At 61.8% G+C, this 25972-nt stretch carries 28 protein-coding genes; 19 read left to right on the top strand and 9 right to left on the bottom strand.

Annotated elements, in window-relative coordinates; all coding sequences use genetic code 11:
• Positions 1–24: 24 nt before the first annotated feature.
• A complete protein-coding gene (locus tag GNZ13_RS31675) occupies positions 25–984 on the top strand; it encodes a LysR family transcriptional regulator (RefSeq protein WP_172171928.1) in 960 nt (319 codons plus the stop codon).
• A gap of 201 nt (positions 985–1185) precedes the next feature.
• Complete coding sequence (locus GNZ13_RS31670; protein ID WP_172171926.1) at positions 1186–1608, top strand: hypothetical protein; 423 nt, start codon at positions 1186–1188, stop codon at positions 1606–1608.
• A gap of 308 nt (positions 1609–1916) precedes the next feature.
• Here the strand turns inward: GNZ13_RS31670 and GNZ13_RS31665 are convergent, their stop codons facing one another.
• Positions 1917–2744 carry an ABC transporter permease gene (locus GNZ13_RS31665; RefSeq protein WP_172171924.1) on the bottom strand — a complete coding sequence of 276 codons (828 nt, stop codon included), beginning with the start codon at positions 2742–2744 and terminating at the stop codon, positions 1917–1919.
• Positions 2745–2804: 60 nt separating this feature from the next.
• Positions 2805–3719 (bottom strand): nodulation factor ABC transporter ATP-binding protein NodI, encoded by a 915-nt coding sequence (nodI, locus tag GNZ13_RS31660; RefSeq protein ID WP_172171922.1) that lies wholly within the window; start codon positions 3717–3719, stop codon positions 2805–2807.
• 265 nt (positions 3720–3984) lie between these two features.
• On the opposite strand from nodI, the gene GNZ13_RS31655 reads away from it, so the two are divergent.
• Complete coding sequence (locus GNZ13_RS31655; protein WP_054034575.1) at positions 3985–4452, top strand: universal stress protein; 468 nt, start codon at positions 3985–3987, stop codon at positions 4450–4452.
• 139 nt (positions 4453–4591) lie between these two features.
• On the opposite strand, the gene GNZ13_RS31650 is transcribed toward GNZ13_RS31655, so the two are convergent.
• The 3 genes from GNZ13_RS31650 to lexA form a co-directional block, all read right to left on the bottom strand.
• Entirely contained in the window at positions 4592–5236 is a 645-nt protein-coding gene (locus GNZ13_RS31650) for a DUF2939 domain-containing protein (protein WP_172171920.1), read from the bottom strand.
• Positions 5237–5420: 184 nt separating this feature from the next.
• Positions 5421–5765, bottom strand: coding sequence for a hypothetical protein (locus GNZ13_RS31645; RefSeq protein ID WP_172171918.1), 345 nt, complete (start codon positions 5763–5765; stop codon positions 5421–5423).
• Between the two features lie 58 nt (positions 5766–5823).
• Positions 5824–6474: a transcriptional repressor LexA gene (gene lexA, locus GNZ13_RS31640; RefSeq protein WP_172171916.1), complete on the bottom strand. Its 651-nt coding sequence runs from the start codon at positions 6472–6474 to the stop codon at positions 5824–5826.
• 313 nt (positions 6475–6787) lie between these two features.
• Here lexA and GNZ13_RS31635 point away from each other — a divergent pair, with 313 nt between their 5' ends.
• The 6 genes from GNZ13_RS31635 (at position 6788) to GNZ13_RS31610 (ending at position 13197) form a co-directional block, all read left to right on the top strand.
• Positions 6788–7837 carry a sulfate ABC transporter substrate-binding protein gene (locus GNZ13_RS31635; protein ID WP_172171914.1) on the top strand — a complete coding sequence of 350 codons (1050 nt, stop codon included), beginning with the start codon at positions 6788–6790 and terminating at the stop codon, positions 7835–7837.
• A gap of 164 nt (positions 7838–8001) precedes the next feature.
• Positions 8002–8904, top strand: coding sequence for a sulfate ABC transporter permease subunit CysT (gene cysT, locus GNZ13_RS31630; protein ID WP_172171912.1), 903 nt, complete (start codon positions 8002–8004; stop codon positions 8902–8904).
• On the top strand, positions 8901–9947 hold the full coding sequence (cysW, locus tag GNZ13_RS31625; RefSeq protein WP_172171910.1) for a sulfate ABC transporter permease subunit CysW: 1047 nt from the start codon (positions 8901–8903) through the stop codon (positions 9945–9947). Before cysT ends, cysW begins: the two co-directional genes overlap by 4 nt.
• Positions 9947–11005, top strand: coding sequence for a sulfate/molybdate ABC transporter ATP-binding protein (locus GNZ13_RS31620; protein ID WP_172171908.1), 1059 nt, complete (start codon positions 9947–9949; stop codon positions 11003–11005). Before cysW ends, GNZ13_RS31620 begins: the two co-directional genes overlap by 1 nt.
• Positions 11006–11109: 104 nt before the next feature.
• Positions 11110–12036: a CysB family HTH-type transcriptional regulator gene (locus tag GNZ13_RS31615; RefSeq protein WP_074284329.1), complete on the top strand. Its 927-nt coding sequence runs from the start codon at positions 11110–11112 to the stop codon at positions 12034–12036.
• A 117-nt stretch (positions 12037–12153) separates the two neighbouring features.
• The gene (locus GNZ13_RS31610; protein WP_172171906.1) at positions 12154–13197 is read left to right on the top strand and encodes an asparaginase; all 1044 of its coding nucleotides are present in this window, start codon (positions 12154–12156) and stop codon (positions 13195–13197) included.
• Positions 13198–13356: 159 nt separating this feature from the next.
• Here GNZ13_RS31610 and GNZ13_RS31605 read toward each other — a convergent pair whose 3' ends face one another.
• From GNZ13_RS31605 to gcl, 4 genes are all read right to left on the bottom strand, one after another.
• Positions 13357–13758, bottom strand: a complete 402-nt coding sequence (locus tag GNZ13_RS31605; protein ID WP_172171904.1) for a DUF3597 domain-containing protein — start codon at positions 13756–13758, stop codon at positions 13357–13359.
• Between the two features lie 544 nt (positions 13759–14302).
• A complete protein-coding gene (locus GNZ13_RS31600) occupies positions 14303–15211 on the bottom strand; it encodes a 2-hydroxy-3-oxopropionate reductase (protein ID WP_172171902.1) in 909 nt (302 codons plus the stop codon).
• 57 nt (positions 15212–15268) lie between these two features.
• Positions 15269–16078: a hydroxypyruvate isomerase gene (gene hyi, locus GNZ13_RS31595; protein ID WP_172171900.1), complete on the bottom strand. Its 810-nt coding sequence runs from the start codon at positions 16076–16078 to the stop codon at positions 15269–15271.
• A 129-nt stretch (positions 16079–16207) separates the two neighbouring features.
• The gene (gene gcl / locus GNZ13_RS31590) at positions 16208–17983 is read right to left on the bottom strand and encodes a glyoxylate carboligase (protein WP_172171898.1); all 1776 of its coding nucleotides are present in this window, start codon (positions 17981–17983) and stop codon (positions 16208–16210) included.
• A gap of 212 nt (positions 17984–18195) precedes the next feature.
• On the opposite strand from gcl, the gene GNZ13_RS31585 reads away from it, so the two are divergent.
• From GNZ13_RS31585 to GNZ13_RS31540, 10 genes are all read left to right on the top strand, one after another.
• A complete protein-coding gene (locus GNZ13_RS31585) occupies positions 18196–19110 on the top strand; it encodes a LysR family transcriptional regulator (protein ID WP_172171896.1) in 915 nt (304 codons plus the stop codon).
• Positions 19111–19230: 120 nt separating this feature from the next.
• On the top strand, positions 19231–19959 hold the full coding sequence (locus GNZ13_RS31580; protein WP_172171894.1) for an RNA polymerase sigma factor: 729 nt from the start codon (positions 19231–19233) through the stop codon (positions 19957–19959).
• Complete coding sequence (locus GNZ13_RS31575) at positions 19949–20884, top strand: anti-sigma factor family protein (RefSeq protein WP_172171892.1); 936 nt, start codon at positions 19949–19951, stop codon at positions 20882–20884. Before GNZ13_RS31580 ends, GNZ13_RS31575 begins: the two co-directional genes overlap by 11 nt.
• A 294-nt stretch (positions 20885–21178) precedes the next feature.
• Entirely contained in the window at positions 21179–21553 is a 375-nt protein-coding gene (gene rpsF / locus GNZ13_RS31570) for a 30S ribosomal protein S6 (protein ID WP_064269883.1), read from the top strand.
• 50 nt (positions 21554–21603) lie between these two features.
• Positions 21604–21903: a primosomal replication protein N gene (gene priB, locus GNZ13_RS31565; RefSeq protein WP_028196682.1), complete on the top strand. Its 300-nt coding sequence runs from the start codon at positions 21604–21606 to the stop codon at positions 21901–21903.
• Positions 21904–21905: 2 nt separating this feature from the next.
• Positions 21906–22181 (top strand): 30S ribosomal protein S18, encoded by a 276-nt coding sequence (rpsR, locus tag GNZ13_RS31560; RefSeq protein ID WP_012432802.1) that lies wholly within the window; start codon positions 21906–21908, stop codon positions 22179–22181.
• 27 nt (positions 22182–22208) lie between these two features.
• Complete coding sequence (gene rplI, locus GNZ13_RS31555; protein ID WP_172171890.1) at positions 22209–22661, top strand: 50S ribosomal protein L9; 453 nt, start codon at positions 22209–22211, stop codon at positions 22659–22661.
• Between the two features lie 147 nt (positions 22662–22808).
• On the top strand, positions 22809–24194 hold the full coding sequence (locus tag GNZ13_RS31550) for a replicative DNA helicase (RefSeq protein ID WP_063495982.1): 1386 nt from the start codon (positions 22809–22811) through the stop codon (positions 24192–24194).
• A gap of 140 nt (positions 24195–24334) precedes the next feature.
• Positions 24335–24961 carry a DUF47 domain-containing protein gene (locus GNZ13_RS31545; RefSeq protein ID WP_115782833.1) on the top strand — a complete coding sequence of 209 codons (627 nt, stop codon included), beginning with the start codon at positions 24335–24337 and terminating at the stop codon, positions 24959–24961.
• Positions 24961–25971 carry an inorganic phosphate transporter gene (locus GNZ13_RS31540; protein WP_172171888.1) on the top strand — a complete coding sequence of 337 codons (1011 nt, stop codon included), beginning with the start codon at positions 24961–24963 and terminating at the stop codon, positions 25969–25971. The genes GNZ13_RS31545 and GNZ13_RS31540 overlap by 1 nt, the downstream gene beginning before the upstream one ends.
• The last annotated feature ends 1 nt before the right edge of the window (position 25972 follow it).

Genomic DNA, 25972 nt, shown 5'->3' with positions numbered 1-25972 from the left:
CGTTCACCCGCATAGGCATCGCTCATGGCACTTTCATTGCACGGCATCGCATTGCGCTATTTTGTTGAAGTGGCTCGCACCGGCTCGATCAGCGACGCGTCCGCGCGGCTGCATGTGGCCGTTTCGGCGATCAGCCGGCAGATCGCGCGGCTCGAAAGCGATCTCGGCGTCGCGCTGTTCGAGCGGCGGCCGCGCGGCATGTCGCTCTCCGAGGCGGGCGAGCGTCTGCTTGCCTACGCGCAGCGCAGCCTGCTCGAGGCGGAGCATGTAATGAAGGAGATCGGCGGCCTCGAGGCGTTGCACGGCAGCATGATCAAGGTCGCCAGTTCGGAGGGTTTTGCCGCGGACTTCCTGCCCAGTGCAATGGCGGCGTTCCGCAGCCACTATCCGGGGATCGACTTCACGCTCTCCGTGGTGCCGCCGGGCGAGGCGACTCGCCGGGTGCGTGATGGCGACGCCGATCTCGCGCTGACGTTCAGTCTCGCACCGGAGAAGGGCGTCAAGGTCGAACACACTGAGCGGGCGCCGGTGTTGGCGCTGCTGCGGGCCGATCATCCGCTGGCCGCGCGCGCGAGGGTGTCGCTTGCCGACCTGCAGCGCTATCCGTTGGTGCTGCCGGAGCCTGGCACGACGATCCGGCAGTTGATCGACATCACCTGCGCGCTCGAAGGCGTGCTGCTCGAGCCCGATCTCACCTGCAACAATAGCGGCGCGATGTACCGCTACGCGCAGAAGTCCGGTGCGATCATGTTCACGGGGCTGCTGTCGGTGCGCGACCGTTACGCCGGCGACGGCTTCGTCGCGATACCGCTGACGCACCCGCAGATGCGCCAGCGCAGCATCCAGGTGCAGACGATGGCTGGACGGGAGTTGCCGCCGTCCGTGAAGGCGTTCCGCGACCATTTGATCGTAGAGATCGGCGGCGCGAAACCCGCGGATGCTGCGGCGCCGAAGCCGGCACGAAAGCGCGGCGAGACGCATTGATCGCCTTGAAAGGCAAATCTCTCTGTCGGACGGCGAATCACGACCTAAACTGAGGGGACGGGGCGGGCTGGTCGGCCTTTACTGCGCGGCTCGCGGTGCTGTGGCCCATACCAGTGGTAGGATGCAGCCCGAAAAATGGAGAGCGGTACGCGATGAATGGGCGTGCCGTCCACAACAGAGCGATAGGACTCAGGACATCGAATGGCGCAACAAAAAACAAACCCAAAACTTGAGCAGGCGCTGACGCGCGGGGATCTTGCAATTCGCCAGGCCAATTCGGCACGGGCGACCGCGTTGCTGCGCGCCTTGGGCAAGATGATTGTCGACGCGTCGGCGACGATCGGCGTGGAGGCATTCACGCTGATTCCGGACGGCGACAAGATTTACGATCCCGCCGATGGGCTGTGGCCACAGGAATTGCTGGTTTCGCTGGACGGCCCCGTCGAGGAGGCGGATCCGGATGAGGTTCGAACTGTCCGGTTGATTGCCGATGATCCGGCCACGGTGTTCAGGGTGGAATGGCAGCGGGCAGATGGAAAGATCGGACGTCAGGATGGGGGGCCGTTTGCAACGGTGGCTTTTATTTCTGATGTGGAGATTCCTTGGACGGATGATGAGGATTAAATGAGGGTTTTTGCCTTCGCGGCGCTTGTTTGTCTGTTTGCCTATGGCGTTGGCCTTTCCTTGAATTGATATTGGTTTATTAGCGTTGCCCCTGTGCGGGGCGGCACTTACTTCTCTTTGCCGGCCGTGTATAAACCAATAACAAATCAAGGAAAGGCCAGCGCCGTAAGCACACAGAAAAAAGCGCAGAGTGGGCAACCAGATCAAGGAAATGCCAGCGCCATAGGCAAACAGACAACAAGCGCCGCGCAGCACAAAAAAACGATTCACCCGCCACGCGGAAAAAAACCAGCCGCAGGCCCCAACCCCTATTTCATCATCCTGCGCCGAAACAAAACCGCCGAAACAACAAACCCACCCACCGCATAAGCCACCAGCACGGCAACGTGCAAAACAGCACCATCGACAGGCCGCCCAAGCATAGCCGGCCGAATCAGATCGACAGCATGCGCCAAAGGCAAAAGTTCAGTCACGACCCGCGCCGCGGCCGGCAACTGTGAAACAGGAAAAAACACCCCGGACAAGAGCAACATCGGCGTCAACACCAACGTCTGGTAAAACATAAAGAAGTCATACGACGGCGCGAGCGCCGTCACCACCATCGCGATACTCGCGAACGCGAGCCCCGTTAGCACGATCACCGGCAACGCCAGCAACATCGACGGAAAACTCGCATAGCCGAGAGCCCCCGCGACCAGCATGATCGCCGCGCCCGATAGCATCGACTTGCTGCCTGCCCAGATCACCTCGCCGAGCACGATGTCGCCGAGCGTCAGCGGCGTATGCATGATCGCCTCCCACGTGCGCTGTACGTGCATGCGCGAAAACCCCGAATACATCGACTCGAAACTGGCCGACATCATCACGCTCGATGCCACCGTGCCCGCAGCGAGAAACGCGATATACGACACGCCGTCGACATGCCCGACCATCAGCCCAAGCCCGAAGCCCAAGCCGAACAGATAGATCATCGGATCGGCAAGATTGCCAAACATCGAAGCAATCGCGAGCTTCTTCCAGACAAGATAGTTGCGGCGCCACACCGCAATCCAGTTGACGGCGTTGGCGGGGAAAGCGGCGAAGGTTTCCTGCTTCGGCGGTGTCTCGCCGTGGGGTTCGTAAGTGCGTGCGTCCATTGCGTGTCTCTTGCCGTGTCGTTATAGCTGTAGAGGATGGCGAGCCGATGCCGATTCGCGTCAGTCCTGCATCTCGCGCCCGGTCAGGCGCAGGAACACATCTTCCAGATTCGCCGGGCGATGCAGATAGCGCAGATCGGCGCGTTGCTTGAGCCGGGCATGCACCGGCTGGGCGTCGTTCACATAGCAGAAGAGCGTCTCGCCACTGATTTCGGTGCGCTCGACAAGCGGCGCCAATTCATCGCGCAATGCAACCGGATCGGGTCCGAAAATTTCGATCACATCACAGCCTATCTCGGATGCGATCAACGCGCGCGGCGCACCTTCGGCGATCTTGCGTCCTTCCTCGATCACGCACAGGCGGTGGCACAGCCGTTCGGCTTCTTCCATGAAGTGCGTGGTCAGCAGGATGGTCTTGCCGCGTACGAGCAGCGAGCGCAGTCGCTCCCAGATCAGATGGCGCGCTTGCGGATCGAGGCCGGTGGTCGGCTCATCCATGATCAGCACGTCGGGATCGTTGACGAGCGCGCGAGCCAGAGTGAGGCGCCGCTTCATGCCACCCGACAGTTCGCTCACGCGTGCATCCGCCTTGCTCTCGAGGCGCGCGAATTCGAGCAGCGACGGCACCATCGCGCGGCATTGCGCGGCGCTCAGGCCGAAGTAGCGGCCGAACACCAGCAGGTTTTCGCGGACCGTGAAATCGGGATCGAGATTGTCGAACTGCGGCACGACGCCGACACGCGCTCGCGCCACGCGCGCGCGGCCGGGAATCGGTTCGCCGCACAGGCGGATCGTGCCGGCATCCGGTGCGGCGATGCCGAGCAGCATGCGCAACGTGGTGGTCTTGCCGGCGCCGTTCGGACCGAGCAGGCCGAAACATTCTCCGGCGTTGACATGAAACGACAGGCCGTCGACGACCGTCTTTTCGCCGTAGCTTTTTTTAACCTGGTGGAATTCAATGGCGGCTTCAGACATGGATCGATCGAGGCTCCGGGAAAAGACGCAAATGGCCGGTAAGGCCGCTCATTCTATGGCATCGGCAGCGAGGTGTTGATTGCCACCGGAGGCGCCCGACGGCGTTTCTTGCGCTGCCGCATAGATTCACGGGCGACCTGGACCCCGCCCGAATCCAGCACGCACCTGTTTAGGGCGCACTTAGCGTTTTCCATCCCTTGCAACCTGAATTGCGGCGCACCATGATTCATTCAGACCGCGTGCTTCGCGGGATGGGAGAAAAATCATGGCGAGCTACCAAAAAATCCTGTTGTGCTACGACGGCTCGCGCGAAGGCCGCAAAGCGTTACGTTGCGGTGCCGACCTGGCGTTGGATCTGAAGGCGGAAACGCACTTATTGTCAGTGGTCGACATGCGCTCGAGCATCGCCCAAAGCGCGGGCCTCCTGACCGATGTGGCCTGTGGCAGCTTTGAAAAAACAGCCCGTGACATCCTGCAGGAAGGGGTGGACTGGCTCACCGAACGTGGCGTGACCGCGCAAGGGCATTTTGCGTTTGGCCATCCGATCGACGAGATCGCCAACCTCGCCAACGAATTACATGTCGACCTCGTGGTGGTCGGCCATCGTTGCCGCACCGGTCTGTCACGATGGTGGATGGGCGCGGGGAATACCCCGCTGCTCGATCGGGTCTCGTGCAGCATTCTGGTGGCGTGCTCTTCCGCGCAGGAGCAGCAGCAAGCGGCGGCGGCTTGACGCACGGCGGGGTGGAGGCCTGCTGGGCTTGGCGGGCTCGGTGGGTTGAATAGGCCACGTGGGCCGAACGGTCGCTCGTTCAGGGCGACCGTGTTGGCCAAACTGTGGCTCGCTCAAGTCAATAGCGCTCGCCAGACGATCACTCGTTCAGATTGACCGCGGCAAGCTTCCATGTGAACAAGCCTTCGCGCCGCAAGATCGCCGAGTAACGCGCGTCGCCAGTTCCATGCTGATAGGTGACGACGAACTCGTTGAGGCCGCGATAGCCCGCAGTGGTTTGCGGCGGTTGCGGTGGCGTCGCGTTGTTTTCGCTATTAGCTGCGCCGTTGGCCGTATTGCCGGCAACAGGCGGTGCCGGTTCCGATGCAGGCGCCGCTGCGGCAGGCGGAACAGGCGGCCGTTCGCCCGGGTTGCCGCGCGGCGGCATGCCGTTCAGCAAAGCCGCAACGCCGTCGGGTGTCGCATAAGCGTCGACCAGCGGACCGATCAGGGCCACGCCGATCATTGCGCCAATCGCCGCGAACGGATTGCCGTTGCCATGCGCCTCGATCCGACGTGTGAGCAAGCCGGTGACCTGCTGCTTCAGGCTCTCGCGCAATGCGGGAAAGTCGACGTATTCATTGACGGTTTGCACATCACGCGCATCTGCCGCGCGTTTGAGGTTATTCAGCGCCATGTAGGGCGACGCGTAACCGAACCCCAACGCGGCGATCACCGCAATCACAATCAAAGTGACGATCAGCGGCCGGATAGCGCTGCGTCTCGTGCGAGTTGAAACTGGCATCAGGTGGGACTCTCCATCAGGTGTGATCTAACGTGGACCGCGGCCACGCGAAAACGATCCCAGGCGATGCGACATCCGAGAAGATGCGGGCGGGCGAAAGACTTTAGGCCGCGCGTCGCACGCCGGGCGTCGCACGCCGCGAGCCGCACAACCACAGTGGAATGCCGTGCACGCGGAGTGCAGCTTATGACTCGAACACCGCGCCGTGCACGTTGGCCTCGTCGGCGATGCAACGATCGATCATGCGGCACACGGCGTCTACCGTGCCGACCATGATCAGCCGCGACGGCCCGTGATAGACGCGCACCGGCGCACGACGCGCGGGCTCGGCCGTATTCAGCCCCGAATTCAACGACACGCGCGCAAAAGCCGGCAACGAGGACGGCAAGCCCGATACACCGGCGGGCGCGTCGAACAGCGATGGAGTACTCGCCGAGGACGCCTCGATCAGTGAGCAGGGCACCAGTTTGCGCAGATGGCGCAAACGACCGAACTGGCGAAAAGGCAGCAGGCGGGCAAGGCGTTCCATGAGTCTCTCCAGGCGATTCAACGTTGGGGCAGCTTTGGGTTGGCGCACGAGGGGGTGGTTAGAACTCGCCCGGGCGGATCAGCCCGACGGCGATACCCTCGAGCGCGAAATCCGCACTGCCGGTTTCAACGAAGATGTTGTCGTAATCGGGGTTCTCGGCGATCAGCTCGATACCGTTCGGCCGGCGCTTCAGGCGCTTGACCGTCACGTCGTCGCCAAGGCGCGCGATGATGATCTGGCCGTCTTTGGCTTCGCTTTTCTTCTGCACCGCGAGCAGGTCGCCGTCGAAGATGCCCGCGTCGCGCATGGATAGCCCGCGCACCTTCAGCAGGTAATCCGGCTTGCTCGAGAACAGCGCCGGGTCGCACGCGTAGTGCTGCGAGATATGTTCCTGCGCGAGGATCGGGCTACCCGCCGCAACGCGGCCGATCAGCGGCAGCGACAGTTGCATGATGCTGGCGTGCGGCAGCGTGAACTGGTAGGGCGAGTCTTCCGGGCCCGCCAGCAGGCGAATGCCGCGCGATGCGCCTGCCGCAAGCTCGATCACGCCCTTGCGAGCCAGCGCCCGCAAATGTTCTTCTGCCGAGTTGGCCGAGCTGAAACCCAGCTCGGCGGCGATCTCCGCGCGAGTGGGCGGAAAGCCAGTGCGTTCGATGGCTCGGCGGATCAGATCGAAAACCTGCTGCTGTCGTGCGGTGAGTTTGGTCATGGCGCCACTGTATGTATGAACAGGTGACTGTATTTTTATACAGTATTCCGCACAATTCAAGCTTTACTTTAAGTTCGTGGCCTGGGGTGGCGTTCCAGCGCCGCAAACGGACGCCCTAACACCCGTTTTCGTGTCGCAACGCCTTATCCAGCCGTCATTACCACTTTTACGTATTAAAAAATGAAGAAACATTATTTTTAATGATGAAAGCTCTTCGATAGACTGCCCTTCGAGTTGGCGCTCATGTGCACGTGACCGCGACATAGAACAACACCACGCTGTTTCAGCGGACCACAACGCGGAGAAAGTTGGCATGAACCATCAAGGCACGGGGCTGGCAGGCAGGACCAGAAAACTCATTGCGGCGCTCGCATTCGGCGCGGTCGGCGCGATCGCCGCGGCCGGCGTCATGACGCCGGCACATGCAGCCGACACGACGCTGCTGAACGTGTCGTACGACCCGACACGCGAGCTGTACCAGGACGTCAACCAGGCATTTGGCAAGGAATGGAAGGCGAAAACGGGCGAGACGATCACCTTCAAGCAGTCGCACGGCGGCTCGGGTGCGCAAGCGCGTTCGGTGCTGGACGGTTTGCAGGCGGATGTCGTGACGCTGGCCTTGGCCTACGACATCGACGCGCTGGCCAACAAGGGTTTGCTCGACAAAGGCTGGCAAAAGCGTTTGCCGGACAACGCCTCGCCGTACACGTCGACGATCGTGTTTCTCGTGCGCAAAGGCAACCCGAAGCACATCAAGGATTGGGACGATCTGATCAAGCCGGGTGTGTCGATCGTCACGCCGAATCCGAAGACCTCGGGCGGCGCGCGCTGGAACTATCTGGCCGCATGGGCCTATGCCGAGCATCAGCCGGGCGGCAACGACCAGAAGGCCAAGGAATTTGTCGGCAAGCTCTATAAGAATGCCGGCGTGTTGGATTCGGGCGCGCGTGGCGCGACCACCAGCTTCGTGCAACGCGGGATCGGCGACGTGCTGATCGCGTGGGAGAACGAAGCGTTCCTGTCGCTGAAGGAATTCGGTCCGGACAAGTTTGAAATCGTCGTGCCGTCGGTGAGCATTCTGGCCGAGCCGCCGGTTGCGGTGGTGGACAAGGTGGTCGACAAGCACGGCACGCGCAAGCTGGCGGAAGCGTATCTGAACTTCCTGTACAGCGAGCAAGGTCAGGAAATCGCGGCGAAAAACTTCTACCGCCCGCGTTCGAACAAGGTGCCGGCCGAGCTGACCTCGAAGTTTCCGAAGCTGAAGCTTTACACGGTGGACGATTCGTTCGGCGGTTGGGCGAACGCGCAGAAGACGCACTTTGCCGACGGCGGCGTGTTCGATTCGATTTACTCGCCGCAGTAACGGGCACTCAGCCGGACGAGATGCGCGGTTAGACGCCGCGGTTAGACGCCGCAGTTAGAAACGTTAGTCATACCTTGCCATGAAGCGTACCCACCGGCGCGCTTCATGGCCAGCCAGGCGGCCGAAAAAGAGCCGCCGGCCTCAACCCTGAAAGAGTACTGAGCATGACGACGTTGACCTTCCGAAAACCGAGCGCCTTGCCCGGTTTTGGCCTGACACTCGGCATCACGGTGGCTTATCTGAGCCTCGTGGTGCTGATTCCGCTTGCGGCGACCTTTCTCAAGACCGCGACGCTCGACTGGGCCCAGTTCGTGCGCGCGGTGAGCTCGCCGCGCGTGCTCGCGTCGTATCGCCTCACGTTTTTCTCGGCCCTCGGCGGCGCGCTGATCAACGCGGTGTTCGGCTTTCTGGTCGCGTGGGTGCTGGTGCGTTATACGTTCCCGTTCAAGCGCATCGTCGACGCGGTGGTCGATCTGCCGTTTGCTTTGCCGACGTCCGTGGCCGGTATTTCGCTCGCGGCGGTGTATGCGGGCAACGGCTGGATCGGGCAGTTTCTCGAACCGCTCGGCATCAAGATCGCCTTCACGCCGGCCGGTGTGCTGATCGCGCTGACCTTCATCGGTTTGCCGTTCGTCGTGCGGACCGTGCAGCCGGTGCTCGAAGAGTTCGAACGCGAGCAGGAAGAAGCCGCTGCCTGCCTCGGCGCGTCGCGCTGGCTGACGTTTCGCCGCGTGGTGCTGCCGGCCGTGTTCCCAGCCTTGCTGACAGGCTTCGCGCTGGCGTTCGCTCGGGCGCTCGGCGAATACGGCTCGGTGATTTTCATCGCCGGTAACGTGCCGATGAAATCAGAAATCACGTCGCTGCTGATCATTACCAAGCTCGAACAATACGATTACGCCGGAGCCACTGCCATCGCGGTCGTGATGCTGGTGGTGTCGTTCCTGATGCTGTTGTTGATCAATACGCTGCAGTGGTATCTGCAGCGCCGGACGGGCCGTGGCGGCGCAGGCCCGGCGCCTGCCGTGGCGAGCGTGGCGGCGATCGGTGTCGGCGGAGGTGTGCAATGAGCCGCAACTCCCTGAATGGTGTGGATGCCGCTGCAGTTGCCGTAGCGCCGCGCGCGCCGCTCAATGTCGCGCGCCGGCCCGATCCGGTCACCGAGCCGCCCGTCGTGCGCTGGATTCTGACCGGCGTCGCGTTGCTGTTTCTCGCGCTGTTCCTGGTCGTGCCGCTCGTCGCCGTGTTCTATCAGGCCTTGAGCAAGGGTATCGGCTTCTATCTGGAGTCGCTGGCCGATCCGGACGCTTTGTCGGCAATCAAGCTCACTGTGATTACGGCTGCGATCGCAGTGCCGCTGAATCTCGTATTCGGTCTCGCTGCGTCATGGTGTATCGCCAAGTTCGATTTTCGCGGCAAGGCATTGCTGACCACGTTGATCGATCTGCCGTTCTCGGTTTCGCCGGTGATTTCCGGTTTGATCTACGTGCTGATGTTCGGCGCGCAGGGCTGGTTCGGCCCGTGGCTGCAGGACCACAACGTGCAGATCATCTTCGCGGTGCCGGGCATCGTGCTGGCGACGATCTTCGTTACGTTCCCGTTCGTCGCGCGTGAACTGATTCCGCTGATGCAGGCGCAAGGCAATGACGAAGAAGAAGCCGCGCACGTGCTCGGCGCGTCGGGCTGGCAGATCTTTCGGCGCGTCACGCTGCCGAACGTCAAATGGGGCCTGCTGTACGGCGTGATTCTGTGTAACGCGCGGGCGATGGGCGAGTTCGGCGCGGTGTCGGTGGTGTCCGGCCACATTCGCGGCCAGACCGACACGATGCCGCTGCACGTCGAAATTCTCTATAACGAATACAACTTCTCGGCGGCGTTCGCCGTAGCGTCGGTGCTGGCCTTATTGGCACTCGTGACGCTCGGTCTGAAGTTGCTCGCCGAGCGCCACATGTCGGCGGAACTGTCTGCCGCGCGCGACGTGCCTGCGTATGCAGGGCCTCTCACGCCGACGTCCGCTTCACGTCCCGCTCCACAAATGGCTTCACAGTCTGTCAAAGCAACGCATGTGTCGAAGAATGCAGTCAAGCACCCGCTCAAGCAAGGAGAGCTGTAATGGGTATCACCGTTCGTAACCTGCAAAAGCGCTTCGGCGATTTCGTCGCGCTCGATAACGTTTCGCTCGACTTTCCGCCGGGTGAACTGGTTGCGCTGCTCGGGCCGTCGGGGTGTGGCAAAACCACCTTGCTGCGTGTGATCGCCGGCCTCGAATACGCGGACGGTGGCCAGGTCGTGCTGCAGGGCCAGGACGTCGCGACGGTCGGCGCGCGGGAACGCGAAGTCGGTTTTGTGTTCCAGCATTACGCACTGTTCCGTCATATGACGGTGTTCGAGAACGTCGCGTTCGGCTTGCGTGTGAAGCCCCGTAAGGAGCGGCCTTCGGAAGCGGTGATTCGCGAGAAGGTGCATGAACTGCTGAAGCTCGTGCAACTCGACTGGCTCGCGCAAAGGTATCCGTCGGAATTGTCGGGCGGTCAACGGCAGCGGATTGCTTTGGCGCGCGCGCTGGCTGTCGAACCGAAGGTGTTGCTGCTCGACGAGCCGTTCGGCGCGCTGGACGCGAAGGTGCGCAAGGAGTTGCGCAGCTGGCTGCGTCGTTTGCATGACGATCTGCATATCTCGACGATCTTCGTCACGCACGATCAGGAAGAAGCGCTTGAAGTGGCCGACCGGATCGTCGTGTTGAATCGCGGGCATGTGGAGCAGGTGGGCAGTCCGCAGGACGTGTACGATCATCCGCAAACCTCGTTCGTTTACGAGTTCCTCGGCGCGGCGAACCGTCTGCATGGCAACGTGGATGCGAGCGGCTTCGTGGTCGACGGCGCAGCGCTGCCGGTCGCGATCAAGGCCGATTTCAGCGGGCCGGCGTTCGCGTATGTGCGGCCACACGATCTGCAGTTGTACCCGCAAGCGTCTGGCCACCGCGAAGGCATTGTGGTCGACGTGCGGCGCGTGGTGACGCTCGGCGGCTCGGTGCGTGTGGAACTGGCGGGCCGTGAGGGCAATGTGCTCGAGGCGGAACTCGATCGCGAATCGTGGCGCGATCTGCAACTGGCGATCGGCGATGGTGTGACGGCCGTGCCGCGCGCGTTGCGCGTATTTCCTGCGCAATGAGCGATACGACAAACGACGCCACAAACGACACAAGCAGGGCAACAACATTCGGCGTTTCAATCAAACTCTAATAACTCAACTCTGGCTCAACCGGAGACATACAGATGAACTTTCAGCAATTGCGCTTTGTGCGCGAGGCCGTGCGTCAGAACATGAATCTGACTGAGGTGGCGAACGTGTTGTACACGTCGCAGTCGGGCGTATCGAAACAGATCAAGGATCTGGAAGACGAGCTCGGTGTCGATATTTTCATTCGACGCGGCAAGCGTCTGACGGGCCTCACCGAGCCGGGTAAGGCAGTGCATCAGCTGATCGAGCGGATGTTGCTCGATGCGGAGAATCTGCGCCGCGTCGCGCGCCAGTACGCCGATCAGGACAGCGGCCACCTCGTCGTGGCGACGACTCACACGCAGGCGCGTTACGCGCTGCCGAAGGTGATTCGGCAATTCACCGAGGTGTTCCCGAAGGTGCATCTCGCGTTGCGCCAGGGCAGCCCGCAACAGATCGCGCAGATGATCATCAATGGCGAAGCGGACATCGGCATTTCGACCGAGGCGCTCGACCGCTTTCCCGATATCGTCACGTTTCCGTGCTATTCGTGGCATCACATCGTGGTCGTGCCGAAGGGGCATCCGCTGGTGGGACGCGAGAACCTGACGCTCGATGAGATCGCCGAATTCCCGATAGTCACGTACGACCAGGACTTCACGGGCCGCTCGCACATCGACCAGGCGTTCGCGAAAGCGGGTGCGTTGCCCGACGTCGTGTTGACCGCAATCGATGCCGACGTGATCAAGACTTACGTCGAACTCGGCATGGGCATCGGCGTGGTCGCGGCCATGGCCTACGATCCGAAGCGCGACACGGAACTGGTCGCGCTGGATACGCAGCATCTGTTCGAGGCGAGCACGACGCGGGTTGGCTTGCGCAAGGGCGCGTTCCTGCGCGCGTATGCGTACCGGCTGATCGAAATGTTCGCGCCGCAGTTGAACGAAGCGGAAATCGCCGCACAACTGCGCGAGGCGGTTTGATGGAAGCGGGGCGGGCCACGACGGTCCGCGCCGCTTCCCCATAACCGGGCAGAAATCGAACGGCAATGCGTTTTTTAGCGGATGGCGGCGCGCCGCGCATCGCTTACAATCGCCGCCATGAATACTTTGACTTCCTCTTCCGCGACGCCTTCCGACGAAGGCGCATCGCCCCAACTGCCGCGCATCGCCGTGCTGGCAACCGGCGGCACGATCGCCGGGGCGGCCGCGGACGCCACCAACACGTCCGGCTACCAGGCGGGTGTGGTCGGCGTCGATCAATTGCTGGCCGTGGTGCCGGCTTTGTCCACGGTCGCGCGGATCGCGCCCGAACAGATTGCCAGCGTCGACAGTAAAGACATGGCGATGCCGCTATGGACCACGCTCGCGCAACGCATCAACACGCTGCTAGCCGAAGATGACGTCGACGGCGTGGTTGTCACGCACGGCACCGATACACTCGAAGAAACCGCCTATCTGCTGCATCTGACGATCAAATCGGATAAGCCGGTCGTGCTGACTGCGGCAATGCGCCCGGCATCGGCGCTGTCCGCCGATGGTCCGTTGAATCTGCTGAACGCGGTGACGGTTGCGGCGAACGCGGGCTCGCGCGGGCAGGGCGTGCTGGTGGCTTTCAACAACAAAATTCATAGCGCGCGCGACGTGGTCAAGACGAGCACGTATGCCGTCGATGCCTTCCAGTCTCCCGAGATTGGTGCGCTCGGCTGGGTGCAGGATGGTCGAGTCGAATTCCAGCGCAGCGTGGTGCGCCCGCATACGCTCGCGGCCGAATTCGTGATCGGCGCGAATTGGCCGCATGTGGAGGTCGTCGTGAGCTATGCAGGCGTCTCGCGGATCACCGTGGATGCATTGGTGGCAGCCGGCGTGCGCGGCATCGTGGTGGCGGGCACGGGCAACGGCTCGATCCACGCTTCCCTGCAACAGGCATTGGCCTATGCGGCCTCGCAAGGCGTGGCGGTGGTGCGTTCGTCGCGCGTGGGATCGGGACACGTCATGCGCAATGGAGCAGCCGCGGACGATGCGCTCGGTTTCATTAGCGCGGGCTCGCTGAATCCGTACAAGGCGCGAGTTCTGCTGATGCTCGCATTGGCCGCGGGCGGTACAGGACCGGTTGCGTTGCAGAAGACTTTCGATACGTACTGATTGATTTAGCGCGGGCGGCCCGGTTCAAAGTCAGAACCGTGTCCCGCACATGAAGCTTAAGTGACAACGCGGCGCCCAGGTCATCGACCCGAGCGCCGCGTTGTCGTTTCAGCTTAAGGTTTATCGCTATCGGCGGAAACAGGCAACGCCGGCAAGCAGTTAGGCCGCCAGATCCGGAGGCAACTTCCCGCCGTTCGCCGCCAGCGCTTGCATCACCTGTTTGTGCAGCCAGATGTTCATGCTCGCCGAATCGTTCGTGTCGCCGCTGTACTTTAGTTCCTGAGCGAGCTGCTTGCGATGCTCAAGGCTGCTGTCGACGCCGAGCGCTTTCAGCGTGTCGACGATCGACGTGCGCCAGTTCAACGTTTGCCCGCTCTCACTCACGAACTGGTCCATGACGGCAGCGACGTCGACGTCGGCCAGCGGCGCGGGCGCCGGTGTAGCCTCCGGTGCAGCAGCTTGTGCCGCTGCCGGATCCGGTGTCGGCTCAACCGCAGGCGCAGGCTGGTCGGGCTTCGCTTTGCCGAAGAGCTTGTTTACGATGTCACCAAAGATGCTCATTCTGAATCCTTTGCAGATGGGTTACCGGCGCAAGCACATTCCGCTCACGGGTTGAACTCTGGTTGCGAATCGGGCGAATGAAACAGAGCACATGCACTGCGATGATCGGCAAGCCGCACGTGAACGCTGATACGCCAGCAACCAGACTCAACGAGTGTAGGAGAAAAGCGCGGAGGGATGTGTCAAAAAAGGTCGTGCTGCGGGCGCGGAGTTGCAAGCAAATGCAAGCGGACTTGCGAGCACACGTGCGAGGAGACCTGCAAAGAGAGGCGCTGGCAGGCGGCGTGCATGATGCAGCCGCTGCGAGAGATTGGCGGAAAACGCATAAATTTGAAATCCGACAGCCGGACACCCGACGACGACGTCTGACCGACCAAGGCTTCCCCGGCGTCGCCGGGTGCCGCTGCGGACCCCACTTGCCGCTCTCAGCCCAGAGCGGCACGATTTGCCCGTTCCGCCGACCATGCTGCACGACGGTCCGGGCGCCCCACCTGTGATTGCCAGGACGTTGCAGATGCAACGATCACGGCAATCTGTGTTTGCTTCAAGCTGCCTTGGCTTCGCTACCCGGCGCTTGCGCGACTTCGTAGTTCGCCATGATTTCCAGTGCGCGCACCATCGCGGAGTGATCCCATGCCTTGCCGCCGTTGGCTGCGCACACGCTGAACAGTTGTTGCGCGCTCGCCGTATGCGGCAGGGCGATGCCCAACTTGCGTGCGCCGTCCAGTGCGAGGTTCAGATCCTTCTGGTGCAGTTCGATGCGGAAGCCCGGATCGAACGTACGCTTGGTCATGCGTTCGCCATGCACTTCGAGAATGCGCGACGAAGCGAAGCCGCCCATCAAAGCCTTGCGCACACGCTCCGGATCGGCACCCGAGCGCGAAGCGAACAGCAGCGCTTCAGCCACCGCTTCGATGTTCAGCGCGACGATGATCTGGTTCGCGACCTTGCAGGTTTGACCCGCGCCGTTGTCACCGATCAGCGAGATGTTCTTGCCCATCAGTTCGAACAGCGGCTTGGCCAGCGCGAACGCTTTTTCAGGACCGCCGACCATGATCGTCAGCGACGCTTCACGCGCGCCGACTTCGCCGCCGGACACCGGCGCATCGAGGTAGTCGGCGCCGAGGGCGTTGATCTTCTTCGCGAAGGCTTGCGTGTCGAGCGGCGAGATCGAGCTCATGTCGATCACCAGCTTGCCCTCTGTGAGGCCGGCGGCGACGCCGTCGTCGGCGAACAGCACGTTGGCGACGTCAGGCGTGTCCGGCACCATGATGATGACGATGTCGGCGGCCTGCGCGACAGCGGTCGAATTGGCGACTACGGTGGTCGTCTTGCTCAGATCTTCCGGCACCGGGTACGCGCCATTCACGAACAGCGTGTGACCGCCCTTGATGAGGTTGCGCGCCATGTGCGCGCCCATGATGCCGAGGCCGATGAAACCGATCTTTGCCATGTGTCTAAATCTCCAGTGTTGTTTGGGGTGATATGCCTAAGCCGATCAATGAGTCGATCAGGCAGCGGCGTGGGCTGCGCCGCGGGTTTGCCCGGCCACGCTCTGCACCCAGCCGAGGCCGGCGGCGGTGGTCGTGCGCGGTTTGTATTCGCAACCGACGTAGCCTTCGTAGCCGAGCGAATCGAGCAGGTCGAACAGGAACGGGTAGTTGATTTCGCCGGTGCCCGGTTCGTTGCGGCCGGGGTTGTCGGCGAGCTGGATGTGCGCGATCTGCGGCAGGTTCTTTTTGATCGTTGCCGCGAGTTCGCCTTCCATCCGTTGCATGTGATAGATGTCGTATTGCAGGAACAGATTGTCCGAACCCACCGCGCGAATCACGTCCAGGCCTTCGCCCGAACGGTTCAGCGCGAAGCCGGGGATGTCGTACGAATTGCACGGCTCGACCAGCAGCTTGATGCCGGCCTTCTTCAGTTCGCCCGCGGCGAAGCGCAGGTTGTCGACGATCGTCGAGCGCGCCTTGTCCGCGTCGACGCCCGCCGTCGGAATACCGACGAGGCAGTTCAGTTGCGGCACCTTCAAAGCCGTCGCGTATTCGATCGCGCGGCCGACACCTTCCTGAAACTCGCCCACACGATCCGGCAGGCAAGCGATGCCGCGCTCACCGGCTTCCCAGTTGCCCGCGGGCAAGTTATGCAACACGAGCTTGAGGCGGTTCTGCTGCAGACGCTCGCTCAATTCAGCGATCTGATACGGATACGGAAACAGGAATTCGACGGCGTTGAAGCCCGCGTCCGCTGCTGCCGCAAAGCGGTCGAGGAACGGGACTTCGTTGAACAGCATGGTGAGATTCGCTGCAAATTTCGGCATGGTGCTTTTTGTCTCGCTGGTCGGTCAGTGGAATAACTTCATGAGGCGGCTCGGGGATGCCGAGCCGCGCTCATGTGATGCTTATCAGTCAGCGCGCGAATCAACGCGCGCTTCAAAGCGTCAGAAAGCTCAGTCGAGCATGCTGATTGCCGTCGGCGCGTCTTCGCGCTTCTCAGCCAGTTCTTCGAACTCGTTGATCGCGTCGATCTCGGTGCCCATCGAAATGTTGGTCACACGTTCGAGGATCACTTCGACGATCACCGGCACGTTGAACTCGGAGAGCATCGATTGCGCTTTCAACAGCGCCGGCTTCAGTTCTTCCGGTTTGAACACGCGGATCGCCTTGCAACCCAGGCCTTCAGCAACCGCGACGTGGTCCACGCCGTAGCCGTTCGTTTCCGGCGAGTTGATGTTCTCGAAGCCGAGTTGCACGCAGAAGTCCATATCGAACGCGCGCTGTGCCTGGCGGATCAAACCGAGGTACGAGTTGTTCACAACAACGTGCACGTACGGCAGCTTGAATTGCGCGCCGGCTGCCAGTTCTTCGATCATGAACTGGAAGTCGTAGTCGCCCGAGAGTGCGACGATCGGACGTTGCGGATCTGCTGCGCGCACACCCAGCGCTGCCGGAATCGTCCAGCCGAGCGGGCCTGCCTGGCCGCAGTTGATCCAGTTGCGTGCCTTGTAGACGTGCAGGAATTGCGCACCGGCGATCTGCGACAAACCGATCGTGCTCACGTAGCACGTATCGCGGCCGAACACCTGGTTCATCTCTTCGTACACGCGCTGCGGCTTCATCGGCACGTTGTCGAAGTGCGTCTTGCGCAGCATCGTCTTCTTGCGTTGCTGGCAATCGGCGACCCATGCGCTGCGATCCTTCAGCTTGCCGGCGGCCTTCCATTCCTTCGCCACTTCAACGAACAGTTCGAGCGCGGCTTTCGCGTCCGACACGATGCCGAGGTCCGGTCCGAACACGCGGCCGATCTGCGTCGGCTCGATGTCCACATGCACGAACTTACGGCCCTTGGTATAAACCTCGACGCTGCCCGTGTGACGATTCGCCCAACGGTTGCCGATGCCGAGCACGAAGTCGGAGGCGAGCATCGTCGCGTTGCCGTAGCGGTGCGAGGTTTGCAAGCCGACCATGCCGGCCATCAGCGGATGGTCGTCGGGAATCGCGCCCCACGACATCAACGTCGGGATCACCGGCACGCCGACGGTTTCGGCGAATTCGACCAGCAGGTCTTCAGCGGCTGCGTTCAGCACGCCGCCACCCGAGACGATCAACGGCTTTTCAGCGTCATTCAAAAGCTTCAACGCGGCTTCGATCTGTTTGCGGGTCGCTTTCGGCTTGTAGACCGGCAGCGGCTCGTACGTGTCGATGTCGAATTCGATTTCGGCGAGTTGCACGTCGATCGGCAGGTCGACCAGCACCGGACCCGGACGGCCCGAGCGCATCAGGTGGAATGCCTGCTGGAACACGCGCGGGACCAGCGCCGGCTCACGCACGGTGACAGCCCACTTGGTGACCGGCTTGGCGATCGATTCGATATCGACGGCCTGGAAGTCTTCCTTGTACAGACGCGCACGTGGCGCCTGGCCCGTGATAGCCAGAATAGGAATCGAGTCGGCCTGAGCGGAGTACAAACCGGTGATCATGTCGGTGCCGGCAGGGCCCGAGGTGCCGATACACACGCCAATGTTGCCCGGCTGGGCGCGCGTATAGCCTTCCGCCATGTGCGACGCGCCTTCGACGTGACGCGCCAGCACGTGGCTGATGCTGCCTGCCTTGCGCATGGCCGAGTAGAACGGGTTGATTGCTGCGCCCGGAACGCCGAATGCGGTGTTGATGCCTTCTTTTTCGAGCACCAGCACGGCTGCGTCGACGGCTCTCATCTTGGCCATGAATGTCTCCTGAATGTCTGAGGTGGGCGAATAGGTGGGGTAACGAATTCGCTGATGGATGTGCAAACCAAAAGGTGTTGTCCGAACTGTAGGCTTCACCTAAAGGTTTGATAAGATCAGTCCGGGTCGCTTATTTCGAAACAAAAAGTATGGAATACGTTGGCCTCGGGGCGCGAGACGAGTCGCAGCGATGCATGGGACCGGAGACAAATATGGACCGCTTCAAACAAATCGAAACTTTCGTGCGCGTCGCCGACGCGGGCAGTCTCGCGGCGGCCGCGCTGGAAGAGGGCGTGTCGCCGGTGATTCTGGGGCGCCGCATCGACGCGCTGGAAAAGCGTCTCGGCGTGAAGCTGATGTACCGCTCGACGCGACGCCTCGTGGTCAGCGAAGACGGCGCGGCGTTTCTCGAGCGCTGCCGCGGCCTGCTCACTGAATGGGACCAGGCGGAAAACGAACTGAGCGCCGGACGGCGCGCGGTGAACGGCCATCTGATCGTGTCGGCGCCGGCCGCGTTCGGGCGGAAGCACGTCGCACCGCTTGCGCCGGCTTTTCTCGCCGACAAGCCGGAATTGCAGGTGTCGTTCAACCTGACCGATCGGGTCGTGGATCTGGTGCGCGAGGGTTATGACCTGTCGATCCGGATCGGCGGCGCGGTCGATCCGAATTTCGTTGCGGTGAAGCTGGCAACGAACCGTCGCGTGGTCTGCGGCACGCCGGAATATTTCCGCAAATACGGCAAGCCGAAAACGCTCGAAGATCTGCCACAGCACAATTGCCTGGCGTTCAACCTGCAGGGCGGGCAGAACCGCGGCTGGTACTTCCGCCGCAACGGCAAGCTGGCGACGGTGCGGGTGGGCGGCACGCTCGACTGCAACGACGGCGAGTTGCTGCATCGTTGGGTATCCGAAGGGCTCGGGCTCGGCTGGCGCTCCACGTGGGAAATCCAGCAGCAACTGGCGCGCGGCGAGCTGGAAACCGTTCTGGATGAATTCGCGCTGCCTGACTACGACATTCTGGCGGTCTATCCACAGCAGCGTTACGTGCCGGCCAAGGTGCGCTACTTCATCGACTATCTGAAAGAGGTGTATGCCAGCGAGGATTACTGGAATCGCCCGACTTATTAGCGGCTTAAATATTCGGATTCAAGGTGAAGGCGGGAATAAACTCGGCATGTGACCGGTTATGCGTGATGAGCGAGTGAAAATGAGTCACACAGCCTAGCCGCAATGCCCTGGAGGGCCCAGGTGGTCCAAACCGATTCAGACGCCGCCCGCGCGCACGTCGACGCCGAAGCCGATGCAGCACGGAGCCGCCGTTTTCAGCAGCTGGCGCTGCCGCACCTCGACGCCGCGTACAACCTTGCGCGCTGGTTGTGCGGCAACGCCAACGATGCCGACGACGTGGTGCAGGAAGCGTTCATGCGCGCGTTCCGTTTCTTCGATACCTTCCGTGGCGACTCGGCGCGGCCGTGGCTGCTCGCGATCGTGCGCCGCACCTGGTACACGGAGTGGCGGCGGCGCGCGTCGTCGCACGAGGTGGTCGAGTTCGACGACACCATGGACGACGCGACTTTCGAGGGCTGGAGCGCGGGCGGCGAGGATCCGCAGACGCTTCTGATCCGCAACGAGGATACGAAGCTCGTGCACGATGCGCTCGCGCAGTTGCCGGTCGAGTACCGCGAGGTGCTGATCTTGCGGGAGCTTGAAGAAATGGGTTATCGAGAGATCGCGATGGTGGCCGATATTCCGATCGGCACGGTGATGTCGCGGCTTGCGCGGGGCAGGCGCAAGCTGGCCGCGCTGCTGACGGCGAAGCAAGGAGGGGGCGGTCCGCCGCGCGCCACGATGCCGGGGGCGTGCACGCCATCCACGGCTTCCGTCACACCACTTCGGGCGGCCTCCAACGGCCGTCCGTCCAACAACCCCGGCGCAAGTGCCGCCGGCTTAGCTCAGGAGACGCCAGATGGACTGTAACGAAGCGCGGCCGCTCCTCGATGCGAACGCCGACCACGAATTGCCCGCGCCGGACGCTCAGCGCGTGCAGCAGCACATCGAGAGCTGCGACGCCTGCCGGCGCGAAAGCGAAAACCTGCATGCGTTGAGCGAATCGCTGCGCGTGGCGCCTTATCACCGCGCGCCGCAGTCGCTGCGGGCCCGTATCGTCGCGGGACTGCCTGGAACGGACGATGTCGTCGCCGCTGCGCAGCCTGCGGCCGGCGCGGCCGTTAAACCGCCGCCACGGCAGTGGCGCTGGCTCGCGTGGATCGATAGTTGGCTGAACGGCCGGCATGGTCCGCACGGCGGCTTTGGCGGCCCGGGCGTTGCTGTCGGCTCGAACAGACTGATTGCGCAAGGCTGGCTGGCCGCACTGGTCGTCGCGCTGTGCGCCGTGGCCGCGGGCGTCACGCTGAGCCTGCGGCGCCCGGCGGAGTTCGCGCCGTTTGCCGACGAACTGGTCGAGAGCCACGTGCGCGCGCAGGTGTCGGGGCGCGACATCGACGTGATTTCAACGGACAAGCACACGGTCAAGCCGTGGTTCAACGGCCGGCTCGATTATTCGCCGCCGGTCGAAGACCTGGCGGCGAGCGGCTTCGCGCTGGAGGGCGGGCGGCTGGATTACCTCGCGCATCAGCGGGTGGCCGTGCTGGTGTACCGCTACCGCAAGCACGTGATCGACGTGTACGTGTTTCCGGAGGCCGGCTCCGGCGGAACGGGCCGCAGCACGGACGGCGCGACCCCCGCCGCACTTGCCCGCGAAGGCTATTCGATCTCGCACTGGAACGCGGAAGGCATGACCTGGTGGGCGATCACGGACGCCGCGCCCGATGCGTTGACTGGGCTGGAAACGGCGCTGAAGGCACGCCTGCAAGGCGGCAGCGGGCGGACCGAGGGCGGCTAGAAGCAGCTGTGATAAGCGCTTTTAGCGGCCCAGATCGCGCGGAAGGAGACACACGGCGGCCTCCGGCGCGTTCGGGGCGTTGCCCGCCGGTTTCGGTCGCCTTTCTGGTTACCGCAGCCCGCCGCGTCGGCCGCCACCGCCCGTTAGCCCCTAAACCCTTGAAAACACACCCGATTCGCGCTCCCGATTAACGGGATATCTTGCAACCCGGCCCTAATCGGGTTAGACTCTTTGGCTTCTCACTTGCCACACCGGTTCCGACGCCCGGGTGGCTTTAATCCACAAGGAGTGTGTATGCGTCATTATGAAATCGTCTTTATCGTGCATCCCGATCAGAGCGAGCAAGTGCCCGCCATGATCGAGCGTTACAAGAGCACGATCACGTCGCACGGTGGCCAGATCCACCGTATCGAAGACTGGGGCCGTCGCCAACTGGCCTACATGATCGAGAAACTCGCGAAGGCTCACTACGTCTGCATGAACATCGAATGCGATCAAACCACGCTCGACGAGCTGGAACACGCATTCAAGTTCAACGACGCTGTTCTGCGTCACCTGATCGTCAAGATGAAGAAGGCCGAAACGGCCCCGTCGCCGATGATGAAGGAAGTGCAGCGCGAAGAAGCCAAGAAGTCGGCTGCTACGCAACCGTCCGAAGCGCAGGCTTAAGACACACTATTTAAGCTACCAGATCAAGCGTCGTTCTCGTCAAAGGCTTCATGAACCGGCTGCAACTTACGGCCAGCGTCGTCGAACGCGAACCGGTGCGGTATACCCCCGCCGGCGTTCCGATCGCAGGCTGCACGTTGCACCACCGCACGGAAGTCGTCGAAGCTGGCATTGCCCGGCAAGTCGAACTGACCATGCAGGCGGTAGCCGCAGGCGAGGCGAGCGGTAAGCTGGAAGGCTGTCAGATGGGCGTAGAAACGCTCTTCACAGGCTTTCTGGCGAAAAAGCACCGCAACGCAAGAACTCTGGTATTTCACATCACAGAATTGCAGGACATTGGAAAGGACTGAACATGCCCCGCCCGACTGGTAAGAAATTCGACAAGCGTCGTCAGCAACAAAATCCGCTCTTCAAGCGCAAGAAGTTCTGCCGTTTCACGGCCGCTAACGTCGATCACATCGACTACAAGGACCTCGAAACGCTGAAGGACTTCATCGGCGAAAACGGCAAGATCACGCCGGCGCGTCTCACGGGTACGAAGTCGCACTATCAACGCCAGCTGGATACGGCAATCAAGCGCGCACGTTTCCTCGCGCTGGTGCCGTACACCGACCAGCACAAGGCCTAACCTGACGACGCGATAAGGAGTATCCGAATGCAAATTATTCTTCTGGAAAAAGTCGTCAACCTGGGCAACCTGGGCGATATCGTCAAGGTGAAGGACGGTTACGCACGTAACTTCCTGATCCCGAACAAGCAAGCTCGCCGTGCAACGAAGGAAGCCCTGGCTGAATTCGAAGTTCGTCGCGCTGAACTCGAAAAGATCGCCGCTGAAAAGCTGGCTATCGCTCAAGCTCAAGGCGAAAAGCTGGCAGGCTCGACGGTTCAGATCAATCAGAAGGCTGGCGTCGACGGCCGTCTGTTCGGCTCGGTGACGAACGCCGACATCGCTGACGCATTGGTCAAGCAAGGCTTCGCAGTGGAAAAGGCGCAAGTGCGTCTGCCGGAAGGCCCGCTGAAGCTGGTTGGCGAGCACGCTGTTCAGATCTCGCTGCACACCGACGTTCTCGTCGATGTGACGGTGGCTGTGATCGGCGAACACGTCTAAGTATCAGGTAGCATCTGCCAGGACGTTGCTGGCAAAAGGCAGGGGCCGGGTGACCGGCCCCTGCCTTTTTTATTGCCCGTTTTCGATGCATCGAAGTATCGGTTTTTGATTTCCATCCGCGCGCATTTACCCCGATAATTCCTCTCCATGAACGCACCGTCCAAAGATCCCCAAATCGAGTCGCTGAAAGTCCCGCCGCATTCGATCGAAGCCGAGCAGTCGGTGCTGGGCGGCCTGCTGCTCGACAACGCGGCATGGGACCGCATCGCCGACTTCCTGTCGCAGAGCGATTTTTACCGATACGACCACCGCATCATTTTCGAACACATCGGCAAGCTGATCGCGGCGACGCGTCCGGCCGACGTGATTACCGTGTATGAGGCGCTCGGCACCTCGGGCAAGGCGGAGGAGGTCGGTGGTCTCGCGTACCTGAACGCGCTGGCGCAGAACACGCCGAGCGCGGCCAATATCCGCCGCTACGCGGAAATCGTGCGCGATCGTGCGGTACTGCGCCGCCTCGTGTCCGTGGCCGACGAAATTTCCGCCGACGCTTTCAACCCGCAGGGTAAGGAAGTCCGCCAGTTGCTGGACGAGGCCGAATCGAAGGTGTTTTCGATCGCTGAAGACGGCGCGCGTGGCACGCAGGGCTTCCTGGAAATCGGGCCTCTCTTGACCGAGGTGGTCGAGCGGATCGATACGCTGTATCACACCGCCAATCCGAGCGACGTGACCGGCACGCCGACTGGCTTCGTCGACCTGGACCGCATGACTTCCGGTATGCATGGCGGCGAGCTGATCATCGTGGCGGGCCGCCCGTCGATGGGTAAAACGGCGTTTTCGATGAACGTCGGTGAATATGTGGCGGTCGAGTACGGCCTGCCGGTCGCCGTGTTCTCTATGGAAATGCCGGGCTCGCAGCTCACCATGCGTATGCTGGGCTCGGTCGGCCGGCTCGACCAGCACCGCATGCGGACCGGGCGTCTGACCGACGAGGATTGGCCGAAGCTCACGCACGCTGTGCAGAAAATGAGCGAGGCGCAGATTTTCATCGACGAAACCGGCGGCTTGAACCCGATGGAATTGCGCTCGCGTGCGCGTCGGCTGTCACGCCAGTGCGGCAAGCTCGGCCTGATCATCATCGACTATTTGCAGCTGATGAGCGGTTCGTCGTCGGGTGAAAATCGCGCGACCGAAATCTCGGAAATCTCGCGTTCGCTGAAGAGTCTCGCCAAAGAACTCGATGTACCGGTGATTGCGTTGTCGCAGTTGAACCGCGGTCTCGAACAGCGCCCGAACAAGCGGCCGATCATGTCTGACTTGCGTGAATCCGGCGCTATCGAACAGGACGCGGACGTCATTCTGTTCATCTATCGCGATGAGGTGTACAACCCGGACAGTCCGGACAAGGGCACGGCGGAAATTATCATCGGTAAGCAGCGGAATGGTCCGATCGGCCCTGTTCGGCTCACGTTCCACGGCCAATTCACGAAGTTCGATAATTTTGCCGGCGCGCAGAATTTCTACAGCGAGTAGAGACACAGCTGCGGAGATAACCGCTGAGATAACTGCTGGGACCGTTGTAACGACGCTTTCAAAAGTGCGACATCGATCTTGGAACGGTACAATGTGGCGGTTTTATGTCAGCCATAATGTGACCAATTTCCGGGATCCCAATGTTCGGTCGTTTCATGCCCACCGAGGGCAAGTTCTTTGAAATATTCAATGCGCACGCAACGTGCATCGTCTCGGCAAGTCGTGAACTCGAGCTGCTGATCGATAATCTGCAGGACGCCGAGACCCACAAGCAAAACGTGCAAAAGGCCGAAAAGGCCGCCGACAAGCTTACGCACGAAGCCATCGACCTGCTGCACAAGACCTTCATCACGCCGCTCGACCGCGACGAGATCCACAAGCTGATCACCACGATGGACGACATCCTCGATCTGATGGAGGACGTCGCCACCGCTATCTCGCTGTACGACGTGCAGGCGGTGACCTCCGAAGCGAGCCAGCTGGCGCACATTTGCACAGCCACTTCCGAGCGCGTGCAGTTCGCCGTCAGTCTGCTGTCGGACATGAAGCAGGCGAGCCAGATCCTGAAGGCGTGCGAGGAAATCGACCGTCTGGAATCGGAAGCCGACCGCGTGCTGCGCTCGGCCATGTCGAAACTTTTCCGCGAAGAAGACAACGTCAAGACGCTGATCAAGCTGAAGGCAATTTACGAACTGCTCGAAACGATCACCGACAAGTGTGAGGACGTGGCGAACATCATCGAAGGCATCGTGCTGGAAAACGCATAATGCAATCGATACAACTTGCTATCTGGGTCGTCGCCGGCCTGGTCGCCGTCGCCCTGATTTTTGACTTCATGAACGGCTTCCACGACGCCGCGAATTCGATCGCCACGGTCGTGTCGACCGGCGTGCTGAAGCCGCAGCAGGCCGTGGCCTTCGCGGCTGCGTTCAACGTTATCGCGTATTTCGTGTTCCACTTGAAAGTGGCGCAGACGGTCGGCAAAGGCACGATCGATCCGCATATCGTCGACCACTACGTCATTTTCGGCGCGCTGGTCGGGGCGATCGGCTGGAACATCATCACGTGGCATTACGGTATTCCGTCCAGCTCGTCGCATGCGCTGATCGGCGGACTGGTGGGCGCGGCGCTGGCCAAGTCGGGCTGGGGTTCGCTCAATATGGACGGATTGATGAAGACGGTGGCCTTCATTTTCATCTCGCCGCTGCTCGGTTTCGTGCTCGGCTCGTTCTTCATGCTGGCGGTGTCGTGGATCTACTTTCGTACCCCGCCCAGTAAGGTCGACCGGCGCTTCCGGCGCTTGCAGCTGATCTCTGCGGGACTCTACAGCCTCGGCCATGGCGGCAATGACGCGCAGAAAACCATCGGCATTATCTGGATGTTGCTGATCGCAACCGGCTATGCGTCTTCCATCGCGGACGCGCCGCCGCTGTGGGTGATCGGCGGCTGCTATCTGTCGATGGGTATCGGCACGTTGTTCGGCGGCTGGCGGATCGTCCGCACGATGGGCCAGAAGATCACCAAGCTGAAGCCGGTTGGTGGCTTCTGCGCGGAGGCAGGCGGTGCGATCACGCTATTTACGGCGTCGTGGATGGGGATTCCAGTGTCCACTACGCATACGATCACCGGCGCGATCGTCGGCGTCGGCGCGACGCAGAAGTTGAGCGCGGTGCGCTGGGGCGTGGCCGGCAACATCGTCTGGGCGTGGGTTCTTACGATTCCGGCCTCCGCGGCGCTCTCCGCGGCTGCCTGGTGGCTCGGCCACCGCTTCCTGTAAG

The sequence above is a fragment of the Paraburkholderia elongata genome, assembly GCF_013177735.1.
Lineage (GTDB): Bacteria > Pseudomonadota > Gammaproteobacteria > Burkholderiales > Burkholderiaceae > Paraburkholderia > Paraburkholderia elongata.
The sequence above is the reverse complement of the archived record's forward strand: the minus strand, read 5'-3'. Positions and strand labels throughout refer to the sequence as shown.

Excerpts from the sequence above, each read along its gene's own strand:
- GNZ13_RS31675 (WP_172171928.1), top strand. The coding sequence starts at position 25 with ATGGCACTTTCATTGCACGGCATCGCATTGCGCTATTTTGTTGAAGTG.
- GNZ13_RS31670 (WP_172171926.1), top strand. The coding sequence starts at position 1,186 with ATGGCGCAACAAAAAACAAACCCAAAACTTGAGCAGGCGCTGACGCGC.
- GNZ13_RS31665 (WP_172171924.1), bottom strand. The coding sequence starts at position 2,744 with ATGGACGCACGCACTTACGAACCCCACGGCGAGACACCGCCGAAGCAG.
- nodI (WP_172171922.1), bottom strand. The coding sequence starts at position 3,719 with ATGTCTGAAGCCGCCATTGAATTCCACCAGGTTAAAAAAAGCTACGGC.
- GNZ13_RS31655 (WP_054034575.1), top strand. The coding sequence starts at position 3,985 with ATGGCGAGCTACCAAAAAATCCTGTTGTGCTACGACGGCTCGCGCGAA.
- GNZ13_RS31650 (WP_172171920.1), bottom strand. The coding sequence starts at position 5,236 with ATGCCAGTTTCAACTCGCACGAGACGCAGCGCTATCCGGCCGCTGATC.
- GNZ13_RS31645 (WP_172171918.1), bottom strand. The coding sequence starts at position 5,765 with ATGGAACGCCTTGCCCGCCTGCTGCCTTTTCGCCAGTTCGGTCGTTTG.
- lexA (WP_172171916.1), bottom strand. The coding sequence starts at position 6,474 with ATGACCAAACTCACCGCACGACAGCAGCAGGTTTTCGATCTGATCCGC.
- GNZ13_RS31635 (WP_172171914.1), top strand. The coding sequence starts at position 6,788 with ATGAACCATCAAGGCACGGGGCTGGCAGGCAGGACCAGAAAACTCATT.
- cysT (WP_172171912.1), top strand. The coding sequence starts at position 8,002 with ATGACGACGTTGACCTTCCGAAAACCGAGCGCCTTGCCCGGTTTTGGC.
- cysW (WP_172171910.1), top strand. The coding sequence starts at position 8,901 with ATGAGCCGCAACTCCCTGAATGGTGTGGATGCCGCTGCAGTTGCCGTA.
- GNZ13_RS31620 (WP_172171908.1), top strand. The coding sequence starts at position 9,947 with ATGGGTATCACCGTTCGTAACCTGCAAAAGCGCTTCGGCGATTTCGTC.
- GNZ13_RS31615 (WP_074284329.1), top strand. The coding sequence starts at position 11,110 with ATGAACTTTCAGCAATTGCGCTTTGTGCGCGAGGCCGTGCGTCAGAAC.
- GNZ13_RS31610 (WP_172171906.1), top strand. The coding sequence starts at position 12,154 with ATGAATACTTTGACTTCCTCTTCCGCGACGCCTTCCGACGAAGGCGCA.
- GNZ13_RS31605 (WP_172171904.1), bottom strand. The coding sequence starts at position 13,758 with ATGAGCATCTTTGGTGACATCGTAAACAAGCTCTTCGGCAAAGCGAAG.
- GNZ13_RS31600 (WP_172171902.1), bottom strand. The coding sequence starts at position 15,211 with ATGGCAAAGATCGGTTTCATCGGCCTCGGCATCATGGGCGCGCACATG.
- hyi (WP_172171900.1), bottom strand. The coding sequence starts at position 16,078 with ATGCCGAAATTTGCAGCGAATCTCACCATGCTGTTCAACGAAGTCCCG.
- gcl (WP_172171898.1), bottom strand. The coding sequence starts at position 17,983 with ATGGCCAAGATGAGAGCCGTCGACGCAGCCGTGCTGGTGCTCGAAAAA.
- GNZ13_RS31585 (WP_172171896.1), top strand. The coding sequence starts at position 18,196 with ATGGACCGCTTCAAACAAATCGAAACTTTCGTGCGCGTCGCCGACGCG.
- GNZ13_RS31575 (WP_172171892.1), top strand. The coding sequence starts at position 19,949 with ATGGACTGTAACGAAGCGCGGCCGCTCCTCGATGCGAACGCCGACCAC.
- rpsF (WP_064269883.1), top strand. The coding sequence starts at position 21,179 with ATGCGTCATTATGAAATCGTCTTTATCGTGCATCCCGATCAGAGCGAG.
- priB (WP_028196682.1), top strand. The coding sequence starts at position 21,604 with ATGAACCGGCTGCAACTTACGGCCAGCGTCGTCGAACGCGAACCGGTG.
- rpsR (WP_012432802.1), top strand. The coding sequence starts at position 21,906 with ATGCCCCGCCCGACTGGTAAGAAATTCGACAAGCGTCGTCAGCAACAA.
- rplI (WP_172171890.1), top strand. The coding sequence starts at position 22,209 with ATGCAAATTATTCTTCTGGAAAAAGTCGTCAACCTGGGCAACCTGGGC.
- GNZ13_RS31550 (WP_063495982.1), top strand. The coding sequence starts at position 22,809 with ATGAACGCACCGTCCAAAGATCCCCAAATCGAGTCGCTGAAAGTCCCG.
- GNZ13_RS31545 (WP_115782833.1), top strand. The coding sequence starts at position 24,335 with ATGTTCGGTCGTTTCATGCCCACCGAGGGCAAGTTCTTTGAAATATTC.
- GNZ13_RS31540 (WP_172171888.1), top strand. The coding sequence starts at position 24,961 with ATGCAATCGATACAACTTGCTATCTGGGTCGTCGCCGGCCTGGTCGCC.